Origin of the sequence: Brevibacillus sp. BC25 (assembly GCF_000282075.1) — a bacterium.
In the GTDB taxonomy this organism is placed as follows: Bacteria; Bacillota; Bacilli; order Brevibacillales; family Brevibacillaceae; genus Brevibacillus.
Map to the genome: position 1 here is coordinate 1 of NZ_AKIX01000111.1, position 22509 is coordinate 22509.

Consider the following 22509-nt stretch of genomic DNA (forward strand, 5'->3'; position numbering starts at 1 on the left):
TAGCCGATGGCGAACGGTACACGCCACCCGAGCAAAAACGCCAACGTAATGAAATAAGTCACACCTGCAAAAATAAGCGTAATCGGTACACCTGTCCACCAGGAGCGGATCAGTAAGCCAATTGGTGCGGCTACTGTCCAAGTAATCAGTGACGATAGTAATTGTCGGCCCGCAGATTCATACGTTCGCTGTCCGTAGCTCTTGAAAAGCAGAATCGCGATGATCCATCCCACCAGGAAAGGGGCTAATGTTTCGATAATTCCCATGACTGTGACAGGGTAGTTATGAATGATTTTTCCGTAATAAACAAAAAGCACAAAGGCGATCAGATCCCCGAGCAACAATAAATAGCCCGGTGTCGACAAACGCAGTCTCATGTATACCCTCTTTTCCGGGTCTTGTCAGAGTAAACCCTCTTGGTTCACCCCTATTGTACAACTGCTCTGAACGCCCTTCAATCAATCCAAGCCTTTATTCACCAAACAGCAACAATTGTAGCTTTTGCTTGGCTTCTGCCCATTCACGGTCAAGTATGCTGAAGTATACCGAGTCGCGAATGTATCCATCTGGCATCACCATATGGTTGCGCAGGACTCCTTCTCGAATGCCACCGATTCGGGCAATGGCACGTTGCGAATTCAAATTGCGCGAATCTGTCTTGAGCTGTACGCGTATACAACCCAGTTGTTCGAAGCAGTGGCGCAGAAGAAGCCATTTACATTCTGTATTGACGCCTGTTTTCCAGACGGATGGGGTCAGCCATGTAAACCCGATTTCCAATCCGCGATCCTTTTTCGCTATCCCTAAAAATCTCGTGCTCCCGATGATCTGCTCATCTGCTAGGCGAATGATGACGAATGGCAATTCTGTCTGGGCTTGTTCATTTTGTAAAGCCTGCAGGATAAAAGTCTGAGCATCTTCTCTCGTTCGAATGGTAACGGACATATGCGGCCAAATCTCTTCGTATGCGCCTGCTTCCCAGATTCCATCCACATGGGCCATTCTGAGCGGCTCCAATCGGACCAACTTACCTTCCAAGATAACAGGTTCAATGGTTAACATTTCTGTCTCTCCTCTACTGTTCTGCTACGACCATCAAGCAGAACAGTTTCCCGAAATTTTTCCAATGATACGGGCTCGCGAGGACACTGTCAAGAAAAATAGGGTGTTACGCTTCTTCACTGATAATGACTTGCTTCCCTCTGCGCTTTAAGAAGATAGGGATCAGTAACCACAGAAGCGCACAAACCAGAAAAGCAGCGGAAAGCGGCTTCGTGAAGAAGATCGAGAAGTCGCCATTGGAGGTGGTCAATGCTCTTCTCATGTTATTTTCAATCATCGGTCCCAACACAAGGCCGAGGACGAGCGGTGCCAGCGGAAAGTCGTTTTTCGTCAGGTAATAGCCAGCTACCCCACAAATCACGAGCAAGATCAAGTCAAACGTGCTGATTTGCACAGCGTACACGCCGAAAACGGAAATCGCGATAATGAGTGGAATCAGGAAATGAGACGGTGTTTCAATAATTTTGGCAAACACTTTCACCAATGGCATGTTCAAAATCAGCAGCATGACATTTCCGATAAACATACTCGCAATCAAGCCCCAGGCAATCTGCGGGTGATCAGTGAACAATAGTGGTCCCGGTTGTACGTTATACATCAATAATGCACCCATCAAAATCGCAGTGGTACCGGACCCTGGAATCCCCAACGTTAATAGTGGAATCATCGCACCGCCAGAAGCAGCATTGTTTGCAGACTCTGGTGCTGCTACACCTGCAATCGCTCCTTTTCCAAAGCGGCTAGGATCTTTGCTCAGCTTTTTCTCAAAAATATACGAGAAGAAGGATGCGAGAGTCGCACCAGCGCCTGGCAAAACACCAATGAAAAAACCGAGCAACGAGCCGCGTGTAATCGGACCGGCACTTTCTTTTAAGTCTTGCTTAGAAGGAAGTACCCGCCCCACTTTAATAATTTCCTTTGTGGATTCATCGTCCTCGATGATCGTCTTGAACACTTCTCCAAGGGCAAACAAACCAACTGCTATCGTGAGGAACTCCAAGCCTTGGTACAAATCGGGAATATCGTAGGTAAACCGCGCCACACCCGAAACGGTATCCATCCCAATTGTCGCAAGCAAGAGTCCCATGACTGTCATAATAAGCGCTTTGGTCATTGACTTCCCCCCTAGTCCGCTCACCGCACACAAGCCGAGAAGCATGAGGGAGAAATATTCAGCAGGTCCGAATTTCAAAGCGAGATCGGATAATGGCTCAGCCAAAAACACAAGAGCAATCAACGCCACGAGCCCCGCGACAAAAGATCCAATCGCTGCAATCGACAACGCTGCGCCAGCACGTCCCTGTTTAGCCATCTGATAGCCATCCAATGTCGTAACGACAGAGGAGGATTCACCCGGCGTATTTAACAAAATGGATGTTGTGGAACCACCGTACATCGCGCCATAGTAAACGCCTGCCAACAAAATCAGTGCGCTAGCCGCCGCACTTTCAGGAGGTAAGCCAGAGGTCGAGGAAGCCGTAACGGGCATCAATAACGCGACTCCACTCATTGGACCAATGCCGGGAAGAACCCCTACCGCAGTACCGATCAGGACGCCAATAAAGGCAAAGACAAGATTATGCCACTGTAAGGCAACGAGAAAACCATCCGCCAAAAATTGCAATGCACTCATGCTAATCTATCCCCTCCCTAGACGCCTAGCCAGGCAGGTAGTCCTGGAAGCGTACCTTTTAGCAAATGCACATAGATGACATACACTCCTACTGAAAACAGTAAGGAAACGATTCCCGATTTAAGAACGCTTTTACTTCCCATCATGGTGAAGGCGTACATAAGGAAAGCGAAGCTCGAGATAACATAACCGAGATTCTCTAACAACAAAACATACAAGACTGTCGCAGCCAAAATGAATAAAAACCGCTTGTATCGCAGTGGACTCTGTGACTCGGATGAGGAAGCACCCACGCCTTTCTTGTAGGTCTCCCATAACAGTCGCAAGCTCAACAAGATCAGGATAACGCCAAGCCCGAATGGAAACATATTCGGCCCGACCTGACTTCCGTAAGCACTAGACGAAATATTTTGACTTTCAGCGATAAAGAGTGCACCTACTAGCGCAAAAAACAGGCTGCCGATACGATCAAACATCAGGTTCATGTATACCTCCTAAGGTGTGGAAAAAGGAGGGGATGCCCCTCCTCTCCCTACTTCGACATACCAAGTGATGTCAACAGTTCTTTGACCTGCTTATCTTGTTCGTCCAGGAATGCGGAGAAAGCAGCAGCGTCCTTGTACTCGCTTTCCCAACCGTTTGCAGCCAATTCCTTTGTCCATGTCTCATGGGTGGAAAGTTCTTTCAGCTTTGCATCCCAGTAAGCTTTTGCGTCTGCTGGCATATCAGCCGGACCGAAGACACCGCGCCAAATCGTGAATGTCGCATCAATGCCTTGCTCTTTTAACGTCGGGATATCTTTCAAGGCCCCGCCGAGACGTTCATCAGAAGTAACGCCCAGTACGCGGATTTTACCTGCTTTCAGATATTCACCCACGCTGGAAGCATCCGTTGCAATAATATCCGCATTGCCTCCCAACAAAGCAGCCATTGCTTCTCCGCCGCCATCATAAGAGACGTATTTTACGCTTTTCGGATCAATTCCATATTTAGCTGCTGGCAATACACCGATCAGATGATCCATCGATCCGGGAGCAGAGCCCCCTGCCAGTGTAATTTTGCCAGGATCTGCCTTGATCGCGTCCAGCACGCTCTTGATGTCCTTGTGAGGTGAATCCGCTTTCACAACGAGGGTACCGAAATCTTTCGTCATTTGCGCCAATGGTGTGACATCTTTGTAACCAAATGGGCTGTTCCCCTCTTTTTTGTTATTGTTAATCAAGATAGGAGGAGAGCTCACGAATAATTTATAAGGATTGCCTTTGTCTTTGCTTACATACTCAGCCAAGAACACGGTTCCCCCACCACCCGGCTTGTTTTCTACCGTGATGGTTTCTGTCACCAGCTTGCTTTCTGCCAACACCTTTGCTACCGAGCGAGCTGTCTTATCCCAGCCCCCACCTGCACCGGATGGAGCTACATACACGATCGGCTTTTCTGGGTATTTGGATGCCTCTGCGGCAGGCTGCGGCGCTTGCGCTGGTTGCGTTCCTGGACTTGCTGTTCCCGTATTACCAGTACCTCCACCACAAGCAGCCAATGCTAGTGTAAGAAAAGTGGACACTGTGATTAGCACTTTTTTTCTTTTCATCAAGCAAATATCCCCCTTAACCCGCTTTTTTGTAAGCGCTGTCACGCTTGAACATAATGTACCATCGCGGAAGCTAGGGGAATAGTTTTCGTGCATAAGGTCTATTTTGAAAATTAATCACTTTTTGTTCATATTGTTCATGGAACATTATGGAAGATAGCGATATTTTCTTTCTGGTCTGCCCACTGTGCCATAAATCAAGTCAGCACGCGCCTTTTTTTCCAGGACCAAGTATTCTAAATACCGTCGTGCCGTTGTTCGACTGGTTCCAATCTCGCGACCAATTTCCTCCGCCGAGACCCCCTTATCTCCCGTCTGTCTGATCGCTTCGATCACTTTTTCCAAAGTTAAGTGGTCAATTCCTTTAGGTACGAGCACATCTCGATTTTTCGGGGCGACCAGCCTTCTAGTCAGCATTTGGTCAATGACTTCCTGGTCCACCTCGACAGCTTCTCTCGTCCGAATAACATGCTCCCGATAGCTTTCCAACCGTTCACGAAATCGCTCAAAAACCAGCGGCTTGACGATGTAATCGAATACTCCCCCACGTAGCGCTTCCTGTACCATTTCCATTTCCTTGGCTGCGGTGATCATGATCACGTCTACTTCGCGGTAATGCTGCCGAATAAACCAGACCAGCTCCGTTCCCAGCATGTCAGGCAGGTATACGTCCAACAAAACGAGCTGTGGGCGCATACATGACAGCAATTCTTTTGCATCCGCCCCATTCGTTGCTGTAGCAATTACTTCAAAACCTTCAATCTTGCTGACAAATCGCTTGTTGATATCGATAATCCGCATATCGTCCTCTACGATGAGAACCTCCAGCTTTCTCAAGACGCCACCTCCATTCTTTTGCGTAGGGATACTGTGAAAAGCGCACCTCCTAGTTCGCTTTTACCAACGAGAATATAGCCGTCTAATTCGTTAATGATTCCATGGGCCTTGGCCAGACCAATACCACGATCTTCGCCTTTTTTCGTTGAGAAGCCGTGCTCGAATATTTTTTCTCGCAACTCTTCCACAACTCCCGGACCCGAGTCCTCGATTTCGAACATGATTTCATCGCCCGTGTCAGACAAATAACACTCCACTCGTTTGTGCTCGACATTTGGCTCATTAACAGCTTCCATCGCATTTTGGATCAGTGTCCCCAATAAAACCACGATCTGCTGTCGGTTGATCGTCAGTGGGAGCTCCTTCAAGTGACTGTCGTGATGGATGACGAATTGAATTTTCAGCTCCTTGGCTCGATTGTGCATTCCTAACAGCAAAGCCCCAATTAACGGATCTGGAATTTGCTTCGCTAAAAACAATATCATCTCTTGCTGTGCAGACGTTTCACTCGTAATCAGCTCAACTGCTTCCTGAATCGAGCCAAGCTGCAACAAACCAGAAATGGTATACAACAAATTGTGAAATTCATGTGTTTGGGCACGAAGTACATCTGCATAACGCCTCGCTTGGGACAACTCAGAAGCTAGCTGATCAATTTCCGATTTGGGACGAAAGCTGCTAACTACTCCTACGACCTTCCCTCCGAACTTGATCGGAAGTCGATTCACAATAATTTCTTTTCCGCTCATGATGGACTCACGATCTAATTGATGCTCGCCTGATTCCAGAACTTCTGGCATACGACTGTCTGGTAGCACTTCAACTATTTCTTTGCGATGAAACTCTTCTTCCGGTAAGTTCAAAATACGAATAGCAGCCTTGTTCATCATCGTGATTCGATTATTGCGGTCAATCGCCACGATTCCTTCGCGGACGGACTCCAGTACAGCATTTCTCTCTACGTACAAGGATGCGATCTCTTCCGGCTCCAATCCCAAAATTAAGCGCTTTAAATAGCGACTGAGCGCAATGGCACCAGCAACACCACACAACAAGGCGAGAAGAGTCAGAGTCAATATGCGGTCTTGGTAGAGGTCAATGGCCTCCTCAATATCTTCCAGCAAGAACCCAACGGAAACGATTCCGATGATGTCCCCTTTATCATTTTTGATCGGCACCTTTCCTCGCAATGATGGTCCCATGCTGCCGACCGCCTTCGATATGTAAGATTGACCATGCGAGAGTCCCGGCTCGTTATCTCCTCCCACCATTTCCTTTCCAATCCGATCCTGAATCGGATGCGCATACCGAATTCCCTCATGGTTTCCCACGACCACAAACTCTGCTCCGGTTTGCACACGTACGTTTTCAGCGATGGGTTGAATGAGCGCAGGAGGGTAATCGCTTGAAAAAGCACTACGCAGCTCAGGATCGCTGGCAACAATTTTCGCCACGCTCAATGCTTTTTTGCCAACCTGCTCTTCAATCGAAGACGCAACAATGGAAGAAAACACCGCCCCAACTGACGAAACAATCAGAATAATGACAATAGTAATCAATAAGATCATTCTGGTTTGCAAAGACATCTGGATTTTTCTTGTCGTCACAGCTCGCTCCCCCCTTGCTTCATCTTACCATCCCAATTAGGTAAAAAGGTAGAATCATTCCCATTGTCAATGGCGAAGCTGGTCGTTGCAGGCTGTCTTTTTACGACGAAAAATCAGGTATTAGGCCTTCTTTCCCCCAATATAATGTTACAACTTGTATTCAAGACAAACTAGGGCGCTTGTCCGAATACGAGACATCTTGATAAGCAAAGGAGGGAAAGAAATGAAGACGCAAACGGTATCAGATGGAATTGTTACCCTGACAAAAGAAGGCGAAGAGGCAATCAAGAACAGTCCGCTTTATAATGAAGGTCTTCGGCCAACGAGGACAGCAGAGCACAGCTGGACATCCTACAACTTCGCCAGCTTGTGGATCGGTATGTCGATCTGTTTGCCGACGTATGCAATGGCGGCAGGGTTAATTTCCTTGGGTATGAACTGGTGGCAGGCCATTTTGACGATCATTCTCGGTAACTGTATTGTCCTTATTCCCATTCTTCTCAACTCTCATGCCGGGACGAAATTTGGCATTCCGTATCCAGTTTTTGCGCGCCTCTGGTTCGGCTCCAAAGGTGCGCACATCCCCGCTGTCGCACGCGGTTTGATTGGTGCTGGCTGGTTTGGCATCAACTGTTGGTTCGGAGGTGCTGCCATCGATACACTCCTCATGTCGATGACAGGCTGGGCAAATGTTCCCGGACATCTCTGGATATCCTTTTTTGGTTTTTGGCTGTTAAACGTATGGGTCGCTTATCGCGGTCCCGAAGCGATCAAAAAAATGGAGGCTTGGGCTGCTCCCATTCTGATCATCATGAGTTTGGCTCTCCTCGTCTGGGCGCTTACGAAAGCAGGCGGATGGGGACCGATGCTCTCGGCACCTTCGAAATTCACTACCAATGCAGAATTCTTGAAGGTGTTCTTCCCAGCATTGACGGGAGCGATTGCTTTTTGGGCAACGATGGCCCTTAACATTCCGGATTTCTGTCGGTATGCCAAAAGTCAAAAAGCACAAATCATCGGACAATCCTCTTCGTTACCGACCACGATGGGATTCTTCTCGTTCATCGGAGTTGCTGTCGCTTCTGCTACCGTCGTTATATACGGAGAAGCGTTGTGGGACCCTGCTGCCGTGTTGGCTAAATTCTCGCCTTTCGCCATTTTCCTCGGAACGATTGGAATTATTCTTGCCACTTTAACGACCAACGTAGCGGCCAATATCGTTGCTCCCGCCCGGGCAGTGGAGAATCTGGCCCCTCGCCGTCTCTCGTATGAAGCCGGTGCCATCATCGCCGGGGTCGTGTCGCTCTTGATGCAGCCTTGGTACATTTTGGAGAACTTCGGCAACTATATCTTTTTATGGCTCGGAACGTATGGAGCTTTGTTAGGCCCGATCGACGGTATAGCCATTGCCGACTATTGGCTCGTGCGCAAGCGGCGCATTCATGTAACAGAGTTGTACAAAACAAATGGGATCTACAACTACAAAACGGGCTTTAATGGTAGAGCCATCTGGGCGATGCTCATCGGGATTGCGATTCCTTTTATAAGTAAATACATTCCGGGCTTAACCATTATTTGGGACAATGCTTGGACTATCGGACTCCTTATTTCACTCGTGATTTACACGTGGATGATGAAAAATGATGCTTCGATCTTGAGTGCCAGCGATTACGAAAAAATCACAGCAAACAACAAACAAACGATAGCTTCCTAATAGCAAGTAACAAAAAAAGACTGGCTGCCCCATTGGGTTTGCCAGTCTTTCGTATGCCCACTTACTCTACCATTTTGAATTGGCTGATGGACCCTTGCAGCTCTTGAGAGAGCTCATTCAGATTCGCGCTGGAACGGGCGATTTCTTGCATGCTGGCAAGCTGTTCTCCTGCCCCCGCCGATACGCCTTGGGTATGTACGGCTGCTTCCTGTGCGAGACGATTCATTTCATCCATAGCAGATGCGACCTGCTGTATGCTTGCAGACATTTGCTGTGTAGCTGCGGATACGTCCTGAATTTGACCCGCAACCTCCTGAGAAGACGCTACGATACGCTGGAAGGTGACACCCGCTTCTTGAACGACTTCTGCACCCTTTTTAGCCTCTTGGGTTCCATCCATCATGACATGCACGACCTGCGTGGTTTCTTGCTGGATTTCCCCAATCAGTCTCGCAATCTCGCGCGCAGATTCCTCTGACTGTTCTGCGAGTTTTCGAACCTCATCGGCCACGACAGCAAATCCCCTGCCGTGTTCTCCTGCACGGGCCGCCTCAATCGCCGCGTTGAGCGCCAGTAGATTCGTTTGAGAAGCAATCCCAGTAATCACATCAACTATTTGGCCAATAGCTTCTGACCGCTCCCCGAGCAATTGCACGAGATCCGCTGCGTGAATCACCGAGTTGGAGATCGTATTCATCTGATCAACGGCTTGCTGAATATGAATGCTTCCTTGCTCCGCATCCTCTGCTGCCTGTGCCGATGATTCAGAAACGGCTCCAGACGTATCGGCAATCCGCTGGATGGCAATCGACATTTCTTCCATGACACGAACACTTTCTTGCGTGCGTTGCGTCTGTACTTCAGAGGCAGAGGCAATTTGCTGCACACTGCTGATCGATTGTTCTGTTGCATAGGCAGACTGTTCCGCACTCGCTGACAATTCCTCAGAGGAAGCAGCGACTTGCTCACCCGCTACTTTTACTTGTTCAATCAATGAACGGAAATTCGTTACCAATTCATTGAACGCAGTTCCAAGTGTACCTACCTCGTCTCGAGTCACATAGGTAACAGGGGCAACTGCCATGTTTCCGTTCGCTAATTGCTGCATACGGCTCGAAACGATACGGAGTGGGTCCGCGATCATCCGGGAGATAATGAACCCCAGTACACTGCCTAGTACGATCGACAGTATGCCAACCACAATCAGGAATGTAATGGCTTCCTGTGTTTCGGCTTGGTTTTCCTTCTGCATGGCGACTGCCTGCTCTGACTTGTAATTCGCCCATTCAAGTTGTTCCTGATTAATCCAATTCAGCGTCTTATCCGTTGCACGATAAAACGAATAGGCTTGATCCGCTTTCCCCTCGTGGATCATTTTAATAACCTCGCCCTGGTCTTTGCGATACTGCTCGATGAGTTCCTTTAGCATTGTCACTCTTTCTTGTTCTTGCGCATCGAGCTTAGAATTCTGAAGGTATTGGAACGTTTGATTTGCTGTTTCCATTCGTAAATCCAATTCAGTCTTGTATTCGGCAAAGACTGCAGGAGATGGATCGAGAATCATTTTATAGACCAATCCGTCAATCGCGCGGATTTCTTGTCTCCAGTCGTTAATCCACTTAACGGGAAGAAGCTGTTCTTCATACATGGCCTGAATGCGTTCACCTTGGACCTGCACATGAAAATATCCGGTGAATCCGACAGCACATAAAAAGACGGCCATCATCACAATCAAGCTAAACAGTTTGGCTCGGGTGCTGAGGTTACGTAATAGACTCATCGTTGCGGCAATCCTTCCTGTGTCAAATAGGCAAGCTAGAAAAAGCGCGAATATTGTCTAATCTTACCAAAGTTTGTCGAATAAGTCGATAGTCGTAGTCGCTTACTCACACATCGAGCACAGATAGAATCGCAATCTCTTCAATTTGAACGTCAGGCTCATAGCAGATATAATACGTTAGATCTGGGCTGATCCGATATCGAATCCCCCGGTATCCACAGGCAATCAAATACGCACGCACCTTATCCCCTGTCCATTCCAGCCACTCTTCATAGCCCATTTCGTTCTGTCTCTGTTCGAGTTCCTCTTCTGAATAAGCAGCACGTAATGCATCGATGCGCAGTTCATTTTCCCCATAGCGCTCGTCCAAACAAACGAGACCCTGCAAATGTAGCTGCTGGCTCAACACAACTGCCTTCTCCCCATTGGTCTCTGCATGACAAATCGCATACTGTGCGGCGATTTCCGGATTGCTCACCAAGTAAACACCAGCGCCAAACACTGCCTTTGCACTAGCACCGTTTGTAAAATGACGCCGTTCTGCCCTCTCATACTTTTGCGTTTTCACGACGCGAAGTCCCTCACCGTATTCGACTCCTCGATATACAATCTGCCTCATCCCTGAACGCTCCTTTTGACTCTGATGGAATCCTTCCAATGATGTGAAAAGGAGGAAGGCGCGTATCCGGCACCTCCCTCACTCTTGTATTAAGGTAATAGCTTTACCATGTCTTCGTAGGTCTCCGGTCTGCGATCCCGGTAAAATTGCCACGTATCCCGCACCTCATGAATTTTGTTACGGTCCATTTCAGCGAGAATGATCTCGTCCTGATCCCGACTCCCGATGGCAACAAATTGCCCACGCGGATCGACCAAGTACGATTGTCCGTAAAACTCTCCCATGTTCCACGGTGCTTCTGTCCCTACCCGATTGATCGCTGCCACATAATAACCGTTGGCAACGGCATGAGCAGGCTGCTCGAGCTTCCACAAGTATTCAGATAAGCCGGCGACCGTCGCAGAAGGATTGAATACAATCTCCGCCCCATTCAAGCCCAGCAGTCGTGCGCCTTCTGGAAAATGGCGGTCATAGCATATATAGACCCCGACCTTGGCAAAAGCGGTTTCAAAAACGGGATACCCAAGATTGCCGGGCTTAAAGTAATATTTCTCCCAGAATCCGCACCCGCTGCTGCCCACTCCGACATGCGGAATATGCTGCTTGCGATATTTGCCCAAATACGTGCCATCCGCATCAATCACAGCGGCCGTATTGTAATACGTACCGATCCCTACGCGCTCGTACACAGGTAAAATGAGTACGGTTCCTAATTCGCGGGCAATGGAAGAGAAAAGCTGCACGGTTGGTCCGTTTGGGACTTCTTCCGCTGATTCATACCATTTCGGTTGCTGCTCGGCACAAAAATACGGGCCATAGAAGATTTCTTGCAGACAGATGATTTGTGCCCCCTTGGCTGCCGCCTCCCGCACCATCCTCTCATGCTTCTCTATGGCTTTTTCTTTGTGCAAATGAACCGGTTCGTCTCCATGGACATCGTTTTTCGCCTGAATCAAGCCGATTCGAATGATATCTGCCATAATCGCCCTCCTCGCCTTTTTACGCTGTACCTTATTACGGTCTTGCAAAGGTCGATCGTTTTACAAAGCGTCCAGCACCGGCTTGACCGACGAATTGCTGATCGCGAATGACAAATGAGCCGCGCGAAAGCACCGAGATGATATCGCCGTTCACCACCATTCCTTCAAACGGATTGTAGTCGACATTCATATGGTGAGTTTCAACGGAGATCGTGCGCTTCACCGTTGGATCAAACAATACGATATCCGCGTCCGAGCCTACCACAATCGTTCCTTTTTGCGGGAACATCCCGAACAGTTTGGCTACTTTTGTAGAGGTCATATCAACGAACTGATTGAGGCTGATCTTGTCCTTTGCTACCCCTTCCGAGAAGAGGAGGCGCATCCGGTCCTCAATGATTGGCCCACCATTCGGGATTTTCGTGAAATCCCCTAGCCCCAGCTCTTTTTGACCGGAAAAATTAAAGGAACAGTGATCGGAGCCAACCGTTTGCAAAATGCCATTTTTCAATGCGCTCCACAGGACGTCCTGATTCCACTTTTCCCGAAGTGGAGGCGACCAGACATACTTCGCTCCTTCAAAGCCCGGCTTCTGTAGATACGTAATATCGAGCACCAAATATTGCGGGCATGTCTCCCCGTACACATTCCATCCTTTTTCGCGAGCCTCTGCGATCCGGCGCACTGCCTCTGCACACGATACATGCACGACATACAGCTGGGCATCTGCCAGTGCAGTCAATGCGATTGCGCGTCCCGTCGCTTCTCCTTCTGCTTCAGGTGGGCGGGTGTATGCATGGTACACGGGGTCTGTCTGCCCTTTTGCAATCGCCTGCTTGATCAAATAATCCAGAACGTCTCCATTCTCTGCATGGACCTGTACAAGGGCACCTAGTTCCTTCGCCCGAACCAACGTTTTAAATAGCGTCTCATCATCGGCCATCAGCACATTTTTGTAGGCCATGAATACTTTGAGCGAAGTAATCCCTTCATTTCGTACGACTGCTCCTAATTCCTCGAGCACTTGATCGTTCGCATCTGAAACCATCAGGTGGAAGCCGTAGTCGATGACCGCTTTGCCCCTTGCTTTTTCGTGCCAGGTCGAAATGGATGAATGCAATGGCTCCCCTTTATTCGTCAGGCAAAAATCAATGATGCTCGTCGTCCCGCCAAATGCTGCTGCCTTCGTGCCTGTATAAAAGTTATCGGAAGTAACCGTTCCGCCAAAAGGCATATCGAGATGGGTATGTGGGTCAATCCCGCCTGGGAAAACATAGTATCCGGTAGCATCGATGACTTCGGCATCTTTCCCATCCAGATTAGAGCCGATTGCGACTACCTTATCCCCTTCGATCAAGATGTCCGCTTGATACGTGTCTGACGCTGTCACGATTGTGCCATTTCGAATCCATTTTTTCATCCGATGATCATCTCCCCTTCAACCCGTCACTGAGTAGACATGCCTTCCCTTGTACACGCTATGCACCCCACGCCGAAAACATGACTGCTTTACAGCTCGCAGGTGCCACCCGTAGCCAAGGCAGCCTGCCGCTGATTCCAGCTGAGAGGGGCTTTGTCACTCAGGATCTCGACCATCTCAATCGTTCCTTCCACTGGACAAACGATGGAGCACAAATTACAGCCTACACAATCTTCTTCTCGTACAACCAATCGCTCTTTGCCTGTCGCTGCATCAGGAACAATGTCAATGCATTGATGCGAGGTGTCCTCACAAGCGATATGACACTTGTTGCAGTTAATACAGGTCTCTTCATGGATGCGCGCCACGACCTTGTAATTCAGATTTAGATGGCCCCAATCCGAGTACGTATGCACGGCTTTTCCGACAATATCCATTACGGACGCAATACCGCGCTGATCCAGGTAATTGTTAAGTCCATCAATCATGTCTTCCACAATTCGGAATCCATGATGCATGGCGGCTGTACATACTTGAACACCGGTTGCTCCCATCAGCAAAAATTCAACGGTATCGCGCCAATCAGAAATTCCCCCAATGCCAGAGATCGGGATACCAACCTTGGGATCTCGTGCACATTCTGCGACCATGTTCAGGGCGATTGGTTTGACAGCTGGTCCACAATAGCCGCCGTGCGCCCCTTTTCCATCTACGTGTGGGATCGGCAGCCATTTCTCCAGATCAACCCCCATCAAGCTGTTAATGGTGTTGATCATGCTGATGGCATCGGCTCCACCCTGGCTCGCGGCCCGTGCAGTAAAGCGAATGTCCGTAATGTTTGGGGTGAGCTTGACGATGACAGGGGTTTGGGCGACTTCTTTTACCCATTCGACCTGTTGGCGGATTAAATCTGGATGCTGACCGACCGCAGAGCCCATCCCGCGTTCCGCCATGCCATGCGGACAGCCAAAATTCAGTTCCAGACCGTCTACACCGATTGCCTCCACCTTTTTGACAATCTCATGCCATGCTTCCTGTTTATGTTCAACCATTAACGACGCAATCAATGTGTGCTTCGGAAAACGGCGCTTCGTTTCATCCATTTCCTTCAAATTGACCTCAAGCGGTTTGTCCGTAATCAGTTCAATGTTGTTGAAACCAAAGACGCGCTGACCCCCGAAATTCAGACCGGCAAAGCGCGAGGTGACGTTGATGATGGGCTCTCCGAGTGTCTTCCAGACTGCACCACCCCAGCCCGCTTCAAAGGCACGCTGTACTTGGTAGCCTGAATTGGTCGGCGGCGCAGAGGCCAACCAGAATGGATTCGGGGATTGGATTCCCGCCAGATTAATGCTGAGATCTGCCATGATAGGTCTCCTCCTTTATACTGGCTGTTTTTGATCACGGAGCGATTGGTGGATGGCATAGGCCGCTCGTTTCCCGTGATTGGCTGCATCGACTACCATCGCATCTGTCTTGCCTCCACCAAAAATGACATCACCCGCCGCGTAAACTTTGCCATGGGAGGTTCGATAGGTGCCTTCCTCGACCTCGACAATCCCATTACGGTGTTGAAGCCCAAATGATTGAATCAATGGCAGATGTCTGTTTTGTCCGATCGCTTTGACGACATAATCTACTTCAATGACAAAATGACTGCCTGGAATTTCTATTGGCCGCCTTCTACCTTTCTCATCCGGCTCACCTAGCTCCATACGCACCAGTTCCAAGCCCTTCACGCGGCCGCTTTCCTCCAATACACGCGTTGGAGCAACGAGCCAGCGGAATTCTACGCCATCCTGCTTGGCGAATTCGTACTCAAACTGATAACAGGACATCTCCTGAACTGTCCGTCGATACAAAATCTGGACATTGTCTGCACCCAGCCGTTTCGAACAGGTGGCAGCGTCAATCGCCGTATTCCCCGCACCGATGATCACGACTTTTTTGCCGAGCATTTCGTCTGATAGTGGCTTGGTCTTGGTCTCCTCCACGAGTGCAATGGCATCGAGGACACCTTCCAATTCTTCTCCCGGGATATGCAACTGAGGGACATTGCCCATACCAGCTGCCAACAGGATGGAATCATACTGGTCCAATAGCTCTTCTGGCGCTACATCCACGCCGATTCGCGTATTGGTACGTATCTCTACCCCCAATGCCTCTACTTGCTCTACTTCCCATAGCGAAATTTCCTGTGGAAGACGGAACGACACGATACCGTACGTGTTCAATCCTCCTGCCTTTTCTTTTGCTTCAAATACCGTAACCGCGTAGCCGAGACGCGCAAGCTCCCGCGCTGCTGATAATCCCGCTGGGCCCGCTCCGACGACGGCTACCCGTTTTCCATTTGCTTCGCCTTTTGAAAAAAGCGTTGCTTGATTTTGGATTGCCCAGTCTGTCGCGTGACGCTGGAGAAGGCCGATCATGATGGGCTTGGAAGATGAATGGAGTACACAGGCACCCTCACACAGCTCCTCGGTTGGACATACGCGCGCACAGCTCGCCCCGACTGGATTCGATTCCATGATAGTCCGGGCTGATCCGAACAAATTCCCGGTCGCAATTTTTTTGATGAAGGAAGGGATATCAATCGACGTGGGACAAGCCTTAATACAGGGTGCGTCGTAGCAATACAAGCAGCGATTCGCCTCATTGATGGCTTCCATCGGTTTTAGGGCAGGCACGACTTCCGCGAAATTTTTCGCGAGCTCATTCGGTATGCTCATCTGTCCACAACCTCCTCACCAGATCTAAACATGCTTGCTATTAATCAATGTGCGAAATCGCTTTTTTATGATTGTTACATTTCGTATTTGCCTAGCAACGAAACGAAATCAATCTGCTTGGATTGACATGAATGATTTCATGATCGAATAGGATAAAACAAACAAGGAAGAAAGGGCCGTCCCGTATGAAGGATTACGACCAGGAGATCAAGGTAGTGAAACAAAAAATCGCGGATGCATATGCGCTTCTCAGCCAATTGGAAACCGAGCGAAAAAACTACCTGACACAACTCGAAAGACGCAAAGCGTTTCTCTCTTCACGCGAAATACTCGACATCCTGGAGACAAAAGTTGGACGTGTCGGCAGTATGGCAACCGTCAAACGCTGGGCAGATCAAGGCTATTTAGGGGATTGTATAGACGAACGGGAGACCTTCCCCCTTTTGGTCAGTAAACAAGGAAACAAACGATTTCTTTTTCCTCGAGAATCCGTGCTCACTTATCTATATAGAAGAGGGTATCTTCGCCCGAGTTACGAGGTTTTGGACCGTGTCCAGCTCACAAGAGAGAACATATGCTGCTGGGGAATTATCACCTCCGTCGAGCGAAGCGATCAGCACTTCACCTACCAAGTCCAATTGGAAAAAACGGGAGAAGTATTGTTGTCGGTAGCAGAAGAAGAACTGCTTATCCCGTAAGGAGGCGCTATGGAACTGGCCGTAATCACGCTGGAAAATACAGTTGCCAATCAAGAAAGATCACGACAAATCCGCGACTTGCATAAAAAAAAGGGTCAGACCCTCGCCATCCGATTTAGCGAAGAGCTGACCCATATTATTTTAGAAGCACCATGCTTGTATATCCCCGACCAGGAATGGTTGGACGAAGCTGTTGTCATCGAAGGAATCGTAAAAAAATCAGCGGAGTACTACGAGCTGCACCCCCGAACCAAAGGGAAGACTGTCAACCTTCACCTTGATTCAGAATTGGTTGCTGAGCTGGAGCTCATTCGCTCTCTCGTCAGCAGCAAAACGCAGCAGGAAGTCCTTCGTGAGTTGTTCGTTCGAGGCATGCGCTCGTACTTGGCCGAGAAGGAAGCAGCCAGCTCGCCCATCAGCGCCAAAAAAGAACGATAATCCCTGCTCACTACCAGGTAAACGTGATTTTGTCGCCCGTGATTTGATAGCGAACCGTGTAAGTCTGATTCTTCTCTTTCATGCCGACTTCAAACACAATTGCTTTTTTCGTCAGATCAGGCTTGACTGTATTGACATCCAACATATCAAACGGCTCGTTTGCCTTTTTCTCTGTCCCTACAATTTCTATCTTTTCATGGGTAGTCACGTGATAAACACCCACACCCATCATTGTCTGATAGAAAATCCAGTTGTTATCCAGCCATGTTACTTCATCGATAAAATAACCTGGGAACAGTTGAGCCTGCGGTGTGTAGTCTGGCTGATAGAAGCGAACATTCGCGGTATTGTACAAATTGTCTGAATCAATCACCGCAATTTTTTTCTTGTCTGGTGATGGGATTCCAGCTTTTTTCGCCAATTCGATTTTTTCTTTTTCGGTTTCGATTCTCAGTTTTTCGATCAAGAACAGGGAATCTTCATTGGAAAAGACAATGTTTTTTACGTTTTTCAAATCAGCGAGCTTGTCTTTGCTCGCAAAATTACTGTAGATGGTTAGCGTTGCATCATCTGGCATACCATCGTAGGCGATGCCTCTGGATGGATACTCCCACGCATATGTACCGATTCCTCTGAGGTGGTACGAAAAATCCGGCTTACCCCATGCTCCAAAGATAGAAAAATCAGCATATTCAGCGGGTGCCCCTAATTTTTCACCATAGTCTTGCAAATTTTTAGCCATATCAACAAGTGCTTTTGTATCGGCGATCTGATCACGACGATAAATGGAAATGGCTTTTACTTTATCCTGAGCAAACGTGAAAAACAAGTGATAGCCCTGTTCCGCATAGCCAATCAACTCAAGCTTTTCATCGGAAAAATGTGGTTTACCCAAGACTCGGACGATCTCGTCTTTTCTTTTAGAGGTCGTAATACCTTTTACAACTTCGCCTTTATAGGAAGGTTCAACGAGAACGGCAAACGCTTGCTTGTTTTCGTCCCACTTCATGCTGATTCCTTGTGGGTAATACACATAATCATCAAACTCTTTTCCGGATTTCCCCAGTAGCTTCGTAAGCGAATCTTGTTTCCACTGATGGGAAGTGAAGGTATTCACGAGCAGCCCTTTTGACAAATCTGCTGGTGCCTGCACGGAAGTTCCTGTACCGCTTTGCGGCGTCGTTGGCATTGTCGTTGATGCGCTTGCTGCGAATGCTGTCGAAGCGAACAAACAGCAGGACAACAGTAGCATTATCGCTTTCTTTTCCACTTCATTCCCTCCCAAACTATCAGCATAACTGTACAACCATCGCCATAAAACAACGGTTATCCCTAAATTATACCAGAAATAGACAAAATCCGCTAAACGGATTTTTTCATCCATGATCCATGTAACAGAATAAAGCGTCCACTCCCCCATGTTGTGAAGGAAAGGACGCTTTTCGATGCACGGTATTTACTTCGATTCACCGTTGAGATAATTGAAGAACGGTTGATCGACCCAAAATTTGTATGTCTCTACCTTTACTTTGTCATTCAGCTTCTGGAAGCCTTCCACGACTTTTGGTGATTCTTCATTCAGGGAGAAAGACTGCACGACATAACGGCCATCTTTTAACACGTTGTTCGTGATGACAGCATAATCTGCCAGCTCCGTACGGGAATGATAAAGCGGCTGCCACCAAGAAGCCTTGAGCAATCCGGTCATGTCTTCTTGATCCCGTTTAGCATATTTCAAAACAAGTGGCTGAAACTTCTCTTTCTCTTCTGCACTGTCGAATTCCAAGCTGAGATCGTACTCCTTAGCATACGCAATGTAGTTGCCGTTTTCAATCTGAACGACCTGATAATCGGCTGTTTGAACAGGCTCTCCCCATTCCTTCAAGTAAATGAAGGCAGATGTTTTCGGCTCAAATTGAACCTTGGCATTGACACCTTCACTTTTTAACAAGCCGATTAATTGAATGGCGTGAGCAATATCACTATGCCCATACGTAATCGTGCGTTGTGGATCAAAATGGGGATCGAATGCAGCATCCTTCAGATTGTAGCCAGTAATCAGGTTTTGCTTCAAGCCTTTGTCTACGAGCGCTTGCAATTCACCGGCTTTGATGATTTGCGATTCGTTCCACGCCTGTGCGAGCTTGCCAAAAATCTCTGCATCGGCGATTGTGCCCAGATAGTTTTTGGCAGAGCCATGGAACTCTGCTACTTTTGCTAACAATTGACTCGCAAGCTCTGCGGATACAACTCCTTCTACAGTCACTGACTTCAAAGCATTGGCGGACACAAGCCCCGTGTCAATGGCTACAGCCAGCTCTTGTGCAGCCTGTAAGGAAAGCGTGCCGCCTTTTTTATACGAAATCCCTGCTTTTTTCAAGGCAGCCGCTACTTTTTCTTCGCTATATGTATACCCGAGCTCTTTTAACTCAGCAGCTTTTGCGGCAGCGCTGACTGCTTCCCATACAACCAGCTTGGAGGCATCTTTGGATGCAGGCAAGAAAGTTTTGGCTGACAAGTCTTTTTCCGATATACTTGTGGTAGTAGATACGATCTTGAGCAACGCTTTGTCAAATTGCTCGCGAGTTACCGTCTTGTCAAAAGTCACACCGTATTGCTGCTGCAAAAAGCTGTTCCACTCTACGTGTGCTTCTACTGTTGTTTTCGTTGTAGCACCGACTGCAGTTGGAAAAACGAGTGCCGCTGAGAGTACGGCAGCTGAGGTGGAGAGTTGTAGCCATTTCGCTGATCTGTTCATGAAGAATCCTCCTGACGTATGAAGACGAATCATATTAATATTATTCTTATGTGTTTACTAGGGATATAATCAACTACATTAACACTCCTGCATTCATCTTGTCAATAACTAGAATAACCCGAATTCCTCGCACAAATGGAGGACTTCGGGTTATTTTTTCGCTCGTTCTTATTTATCCAGTTCCGACCATTTGTTTACTTTCACTGGCGGTGTGTAATCTCGCATCCGATCTAGCAAAATAGCGGGATCACTCTCACACAGAATCAATTCGCCCTGCATAGCAGGAATAAATCCGGCTTCAGTCGCATGCTCCACCATTTGCATCAATGGCGTATAGTAGCCATCCACGTTCAACAGTCCGATTGGCTTTTGGTGAATGCCAATTTGACCCCAGCTCACCACTTCAAAAATTTCTTCAAAGGTACCCAACCCGCCTGGCAAAGCAATGAAGCCATCAGACAAATCGATCATTTTCGCTTTGCGCTCGTGCATCGTCAGGACCTCATGCAATTCTGTCAGCCCTTTATGTACGATTTCTCCGCGGAACAGTCCTGTAGGCATGACGCCGATCGCTTTGCCGTCGCCTTCCAGTACTGCATTTGCAACGCGCCCCATCAGTCCCATGCTAGAGCCACCATAGACCAATTCAAGACCACGACCGACCAGTTCTTTTCCCAACTCCAGTGCGTACCGCTCAAAAAGTGGATTCACACCTGGATTGGAACCTGCATAAACACAAATACGTTTCATGTCATCCTCCCAAAACTTGTTGAAGTAGAATGGATTTTCCTGAATTTCTTTGCGTGTAATATAATTATACTAAAATCAGGAAGGGACAGATATATATGAATATAACTGAGTTTCAAAAATGGGTTGGAGATTTTTATCAAGAACGCGGATGGACAGGGTACGGTCCGTTTATTCGTGTAGGTTTTCTAATGGAAGAAGCTGGCGAACTGGCAAGAGCTGTTCGCGCCATTGAAATTGGTCGCGATCGTCCGGACGAAGGGGAAAAGCCCGCTGTGGAAGCTCGGCAGGAGCTGGTGGAAGAGCTAGGCGATGTACTTGGGAATTTAATCTTGCTGGCAAATCAATACGAGGTTCCTTTTGAAGAAATTTTGGAAGCCCATCGAACAAAGCTGCAAAAGCGCTATCAGCTCCATCGTTGAAGACATACAGCGGCAGCCTAGGATTTTCGCATCTCCTAGTCTACCGCTGCTTTCATCTATTCGTCTTTTCGTCCAAGCTGCTCCTACTCCAATGTATCAAAGGCTTCCTTCATAACCTGCGCAATAAAATCGATATCATCGCTCGTCGTGGTAAACGGTGGCGAGAGTGTCAGTACATTGTTGAAGCTCGGAATGGTGTCGCCATTGCGCCCGATGATTAACCCCCGCTTCTTGCACTCGACAATCACCTGTGTCAATTTCGCTGGCGCCGCAGGTTCCTTTGTTTTGCGGTCCTCAACCATTTCGATCCCCATCAAGAAACCGAAGCTGCGAATGTCTCCCACGTATGGATGTTCTGCGAGAAATGCCAGCTTGGCACGCAATTCTGCACCAAGTTCCTCCGCTCTCTCCACCAGTTTTTCCTCTTCTAAAATTTCGAGATTTTTCAGGGCAAGCGCGCATGCCGCCGGATTGCCGCCGAACGTATTGACATGGCGGAAATGCAGATTATTCCCCTGCTCATTGAATTTATCCGCGATTTCGGCCCGCACAGCCGTTGCAGAAAGTGGCAGGTAGGCGCTCGTAATACCTTTGGCCATGGTCACGATGTCTGGCTTGATTCCGAAGTTTTGGTGGCCGAACTTTTGACCGGAGCGACCAAATCCGCAGATGACCTCATCCACGATCATCAATACGCCGTACTTATCGCAGATTTCCCGTACTTTTGGCATGTATTCCGGCGAAGGAACAAGGACGCCTCCGCCAGTAATGGTCGGCTCCATGATGACCGCTGCCACTGTCTTTTCACCTTCCCAATTGATCACTTGATCGTAATATTGGGCGCACTCCAGATTGCATTTGCCGTACGATTTTCCAGCCGGACAGCGATAGCAGTAAGGCGGTGGTACATGAAGGAAGCCAGGCGCCAATGGTTCGTATTTTTCCTTGCGTATGGATTGACCAGTTGCAGCGAGAGCCCCCATCGTATTCCCGTGGTAAGCCCGATGTCGCGAAATGAATTTGTAACGGCCCGGCTCCCCGTTCTGATGATGAAATTGACGGGCAATCTTGAATGCGACCTCGTTCGCTTCCGAGCCGCTATTGGAAAAGAAAACACGATACTCCTCCCCAAGCCATTCACTGATCTTCTCGGATAGACGAATTGCAGGGACGTGGCTCTGTGTGAGTGGAAAATAAGCCAATTGCTTCAACTGCTCGTAAGCGGCGTCTGCGAGCTCATGTCGGCCATAGCCAACATTGACGCACCACAAGCCAGACATTCCATCCAGATATCGGTTCCCGTCGATATCGGTGATCCACGATCCGCTCGCTTCTGTTACGATCATCGGATTGGGATTGTAGGGGGACATATGGTGCCACATATGTGAACGGTCGGCATCCAGCAAGCTCTCTTTATCAAAATCTTTCGTCACTTGTCCTTGCTCCATCGCGCAATCCTCCTTATTTTTCGTTA

General features: G+C 48.3%; 21 protein-coding genes. 4 read left to right on the forward strand and 17 right to left on the reverse strand.

What is annotated here, in order from left to right:
- From PMI05_RS24975 to PMI05_RS25005, 7 genes are all read right to left on the reverse strand, one after another.
- The coding region (locus PMI05_RS24975; RefSeq protein WP_007727966.1) for a DUF3054 domain-containing protein at positions 1-377 on the reverse strand (377 nt) is incomplete at its 3' end.
- A 94-nt stretch (positions 378-471) separates the two neighbouring features.
- Positions 472-1062 (reverse strand): GNAT family N-acetyltransferase, encoded by a 591-nt coding sequence (locus PMI05_RS24980; protein WP_007727967.1) that lies wholly within the window; start codon positions 1060-1062, stop codon positions 472-474.
- A 106-nt stretch (positions 1063-1168) separates the two neighbouring features.
- On the reverse strand, positions 1169-2695 hold the full coding sequence (locus PMI05_RS24985; RefSeq protein ID WP_007727968.1) for a tripartite tricarboxylate transporter permease: 1527 nt from the start codon (positions 2693-2695) through the stop codon (positions 1169-1171).
- A 17-nt stretch (positions 2696-2712) separates the two neighbouring features.
- Positions 2713-3180: a tripartite tricarboxylate transporter TctB family protein gene (locus PMI05_RS24990; protein ID WP_007727969.1), complete on the reverse strand. Its 468-nt coding sequence runs from the start codon at positions 3178-3180 to the stop codon at positions 2713-2715.
- Positions 3181-3227: 47 nt separating this feature from the next.
- The gene (locus PMI05_RS24995) at positions 3228-4286 is read right to left on the reverse strand and encodes a tripartite tricarboxylate transporter substrate binding protein (protein WP_007727970.1); all 1059 of its coding nucleotides are present in this window, start codon (positions 4284-4286) and stop codon (positions 3228-3230) included.
- A gap of 147 nt (positions 4287-4433) precedes the next feature.
- Positions 4434-5087 carry a response regulator gene (locus PMI05_RS25000; RefSeq protein WP_052006455.1) on the reverse strand — a complete coding sequence of 218 codons (654 nt, stop codon included), beginning with the start codon at positions 5085-5087 and terminating at the stop codon, positions 4434-4436.
- 32 nt (positions 5088-5119) lie between these two features.
- The gene (locus tag PMI05_RS25005) at positions 5120-6730 is read right to left on the reverse strand and encodes a sensor histidine kinase (RefSeq protein ID WP_007727972.1); all 1611 of its coding nucleotides are present in this window, start codon (positions 6728-6730) and stop codon (positions 5120-5122) included.
- A gap of 223 nt (positions 6731-6953) precedes the next feature.
- Here PMI05_RS25005 and PMI05_RS25010 point away from each other — a divergent pair, with 223 nt between their 5' ends.
- Complete coding sequence (locus PMI05_RS25010) at positions 6954-8444, forward strand: NCS1 family nucleobase:cation symporter-1 (RefSeq protein WP_007727973.1); 1491 nt, start codon at positions 6954-6956, stop codon at positions 8442-8444.
- A 61-nt stretch (positions 8445-8505) separates the two neighbouring features.
- On the opposite strand, the gene PMI05_RS25015 is transcribed toward PMI05_RS25010, so the two are convergent.
- The 6 genes from PMI05_RS25015 to PMI05_RS25040 form a co-directional block, all read right to left on the reverse strand.
- Positions 8506-10224, reverse strand: coding sequence for a methyl-accepting chemotaxis protein (locus PMI05_RS25015; protein ID WP_007727974.1), 1719 nt, complete (start codon positions 10222-10224; stop codon positions 8506-8508).
- Positions 10225-10330: 106 nt separating this feature from the next.
- A complete protein-coding gene (locus PMI05_RS25020) occupies positions 10331-10843 on the reverse strand; it encodes a hypothetical protein (RefSeq protein WP_007727975.1) in 513 nt (170 codons plus the stop codon).
- Between the two features lie 89 nt (positions 10844-10932).
- Positions 10933-11823: a nitrilase-related carbon-nitrogen hydrolase gene (locus PMI05_RS25025; protein WP_007727976.1), complete on the reverse strand. Its 891-nt coding sequence runs from the start codon at positions 11821-11823 to the stop codon at positions 10933-10935.
- Between the two features lie 34 nt (positions 11824-11857).
- Positions 11858-13243, reverse strand: coding sequence for a dihydropyrimidinase (gene hydA, locus PMI05_RS25030; protein WP_007727977.1), 1386 nt, complete (start codon positions 13241-13243; stop codon positions 11858-11860).
- Between the two features lie 89 nt (positions 13244-13332).
- A complete protein-coding gene (gene preA, locus PMI05_RS25035; RefSeq protein ID WP_007727978.1) occupies positions 13333-14610 on the reverse strand; it encodes an NAD-dependent dihydropyrimidine dehydrogenase subunit PreA in 1278 nt (425 codons plus the stop codon).
- A 15-nt stretch (positions 14611-14625) separates the two neighbouring features.
- A complete protein-coding gene (locus PMI05_RS25040; protein ID WP_007727979.1) occupies positions 14626-15972 on the reverse strand; it encodes an NAD(P)-dependent oxidoreductase in 1347 nt (448 codons plus the stop codon).
- A gap of 215 nt (positions 15973-16187) precedes the next feature.
- On the opposite strand from PMI05_RS25040, the gene PMI05_RS25045 reads away from it, so the two are divergent.
- Together PMI05_RS25045 and PMI05_RS25050 are read left to right on the forward strand one after the other, a co-directional pair.
- Complete coding sequence (locus PMI05_RS25045; protein ID WP_238543356.1) at positions 16188-16670, forward strand: hypothetical protein; 483 nt, start codon at positions 16188-16190, stop codon at positions 16668-16670.
- Positions 16671-16679: 9 nt separating this feature from the next.
- Complete coding sequence (locus tag PMI05_RS25050; protein ID WP_007727983.1) at positions 16680-17108, forward strand: hypothetical protein; 429 nt, start codon at positions 16680-16682, stop codon at positions 17106-17108.
- A gap of 10 nt (positions 17109-17118) precedes the next feature.
- On the opposite strand, the gene PMI05_RS25055 is transcribed toward PMI05_RS25050, so the two are convergent.
- The 3 genes from PMI05_RS25055 to PMI05_RS25065 all read right to left on the reverse strand — a co-directional run bounded on the left by PMI05_RS25055 (position 17119) and on the right by PMI05_RS25065 (position 20616).
- The gene (locus PMI05_RS25055; protein ID WP_081496874.1) at positions 17119-18378 is read right to left on the reverse strand and encodes a hypothetical protein; all 1260 of its coding nucleotides are present in this window, start codon (positions 18376-18378) and stop codon (positions 17119-17121) included.
- A 186-nt stretch (positions 18379-18564) separates the two neighbouring features.
- Positions 18565-19866 carry a hypothetical protein gene (locus tag PMI05_RS25060; protein WP_007727985.1) on the reverse strand — a complete coding sequence of 434 codons (1302 nt, stop codon included), beginning with the start codon at positions 19864-19866 and terminating at the stop codon, positions 18565-18567.
- Between the two features lie 168 nt (positions 19867-20034).
- On the reverse strand, positions 20035-20616 hold the full coding sequence (locus PMI05_RS25065) for a TIGR00730 family Rossman fold protein (RefSeq protein ID WP_007727986.1): 582 nt from the start codon (positions 20614-20616) through the stop codon (positions 20035-20037).
- A 95-nt stretch (positions 20617-20711) separates the two neighbouring features.
- On the opposite strand from PMI05_RS25065, the gene PMI05_RS25070 reads away from it, so the two are divergent.
- Complete coding sequence (locus tag PMI05_RS25070) at positions 20712-21035, forward strand: MazG nucleotide pyrophosphohydrolase domain-containing protein (RefSeq protein WP_007727988.1); 324 nt, start codon at positions 20712-20714, stop codon at positions 21033-21035.
- 83 nt (positions 21036-21118) lie between these two features.
- Here the strand turns inward: PMI05_RS25070 and PMI05_RS25075 are convergent, their stop codons facing one another.
- Entirely contained in the window at positions 21119-22483 is a 1365-nt protein-coding gene (locus PMI05_RS25075) for an aspartate aminotransferase family protein (RefSeq protein ID WP_007727990.1), read from the reverse strand.
- Positions 22484-22509 lie beyond the last annotated feature (26 nt).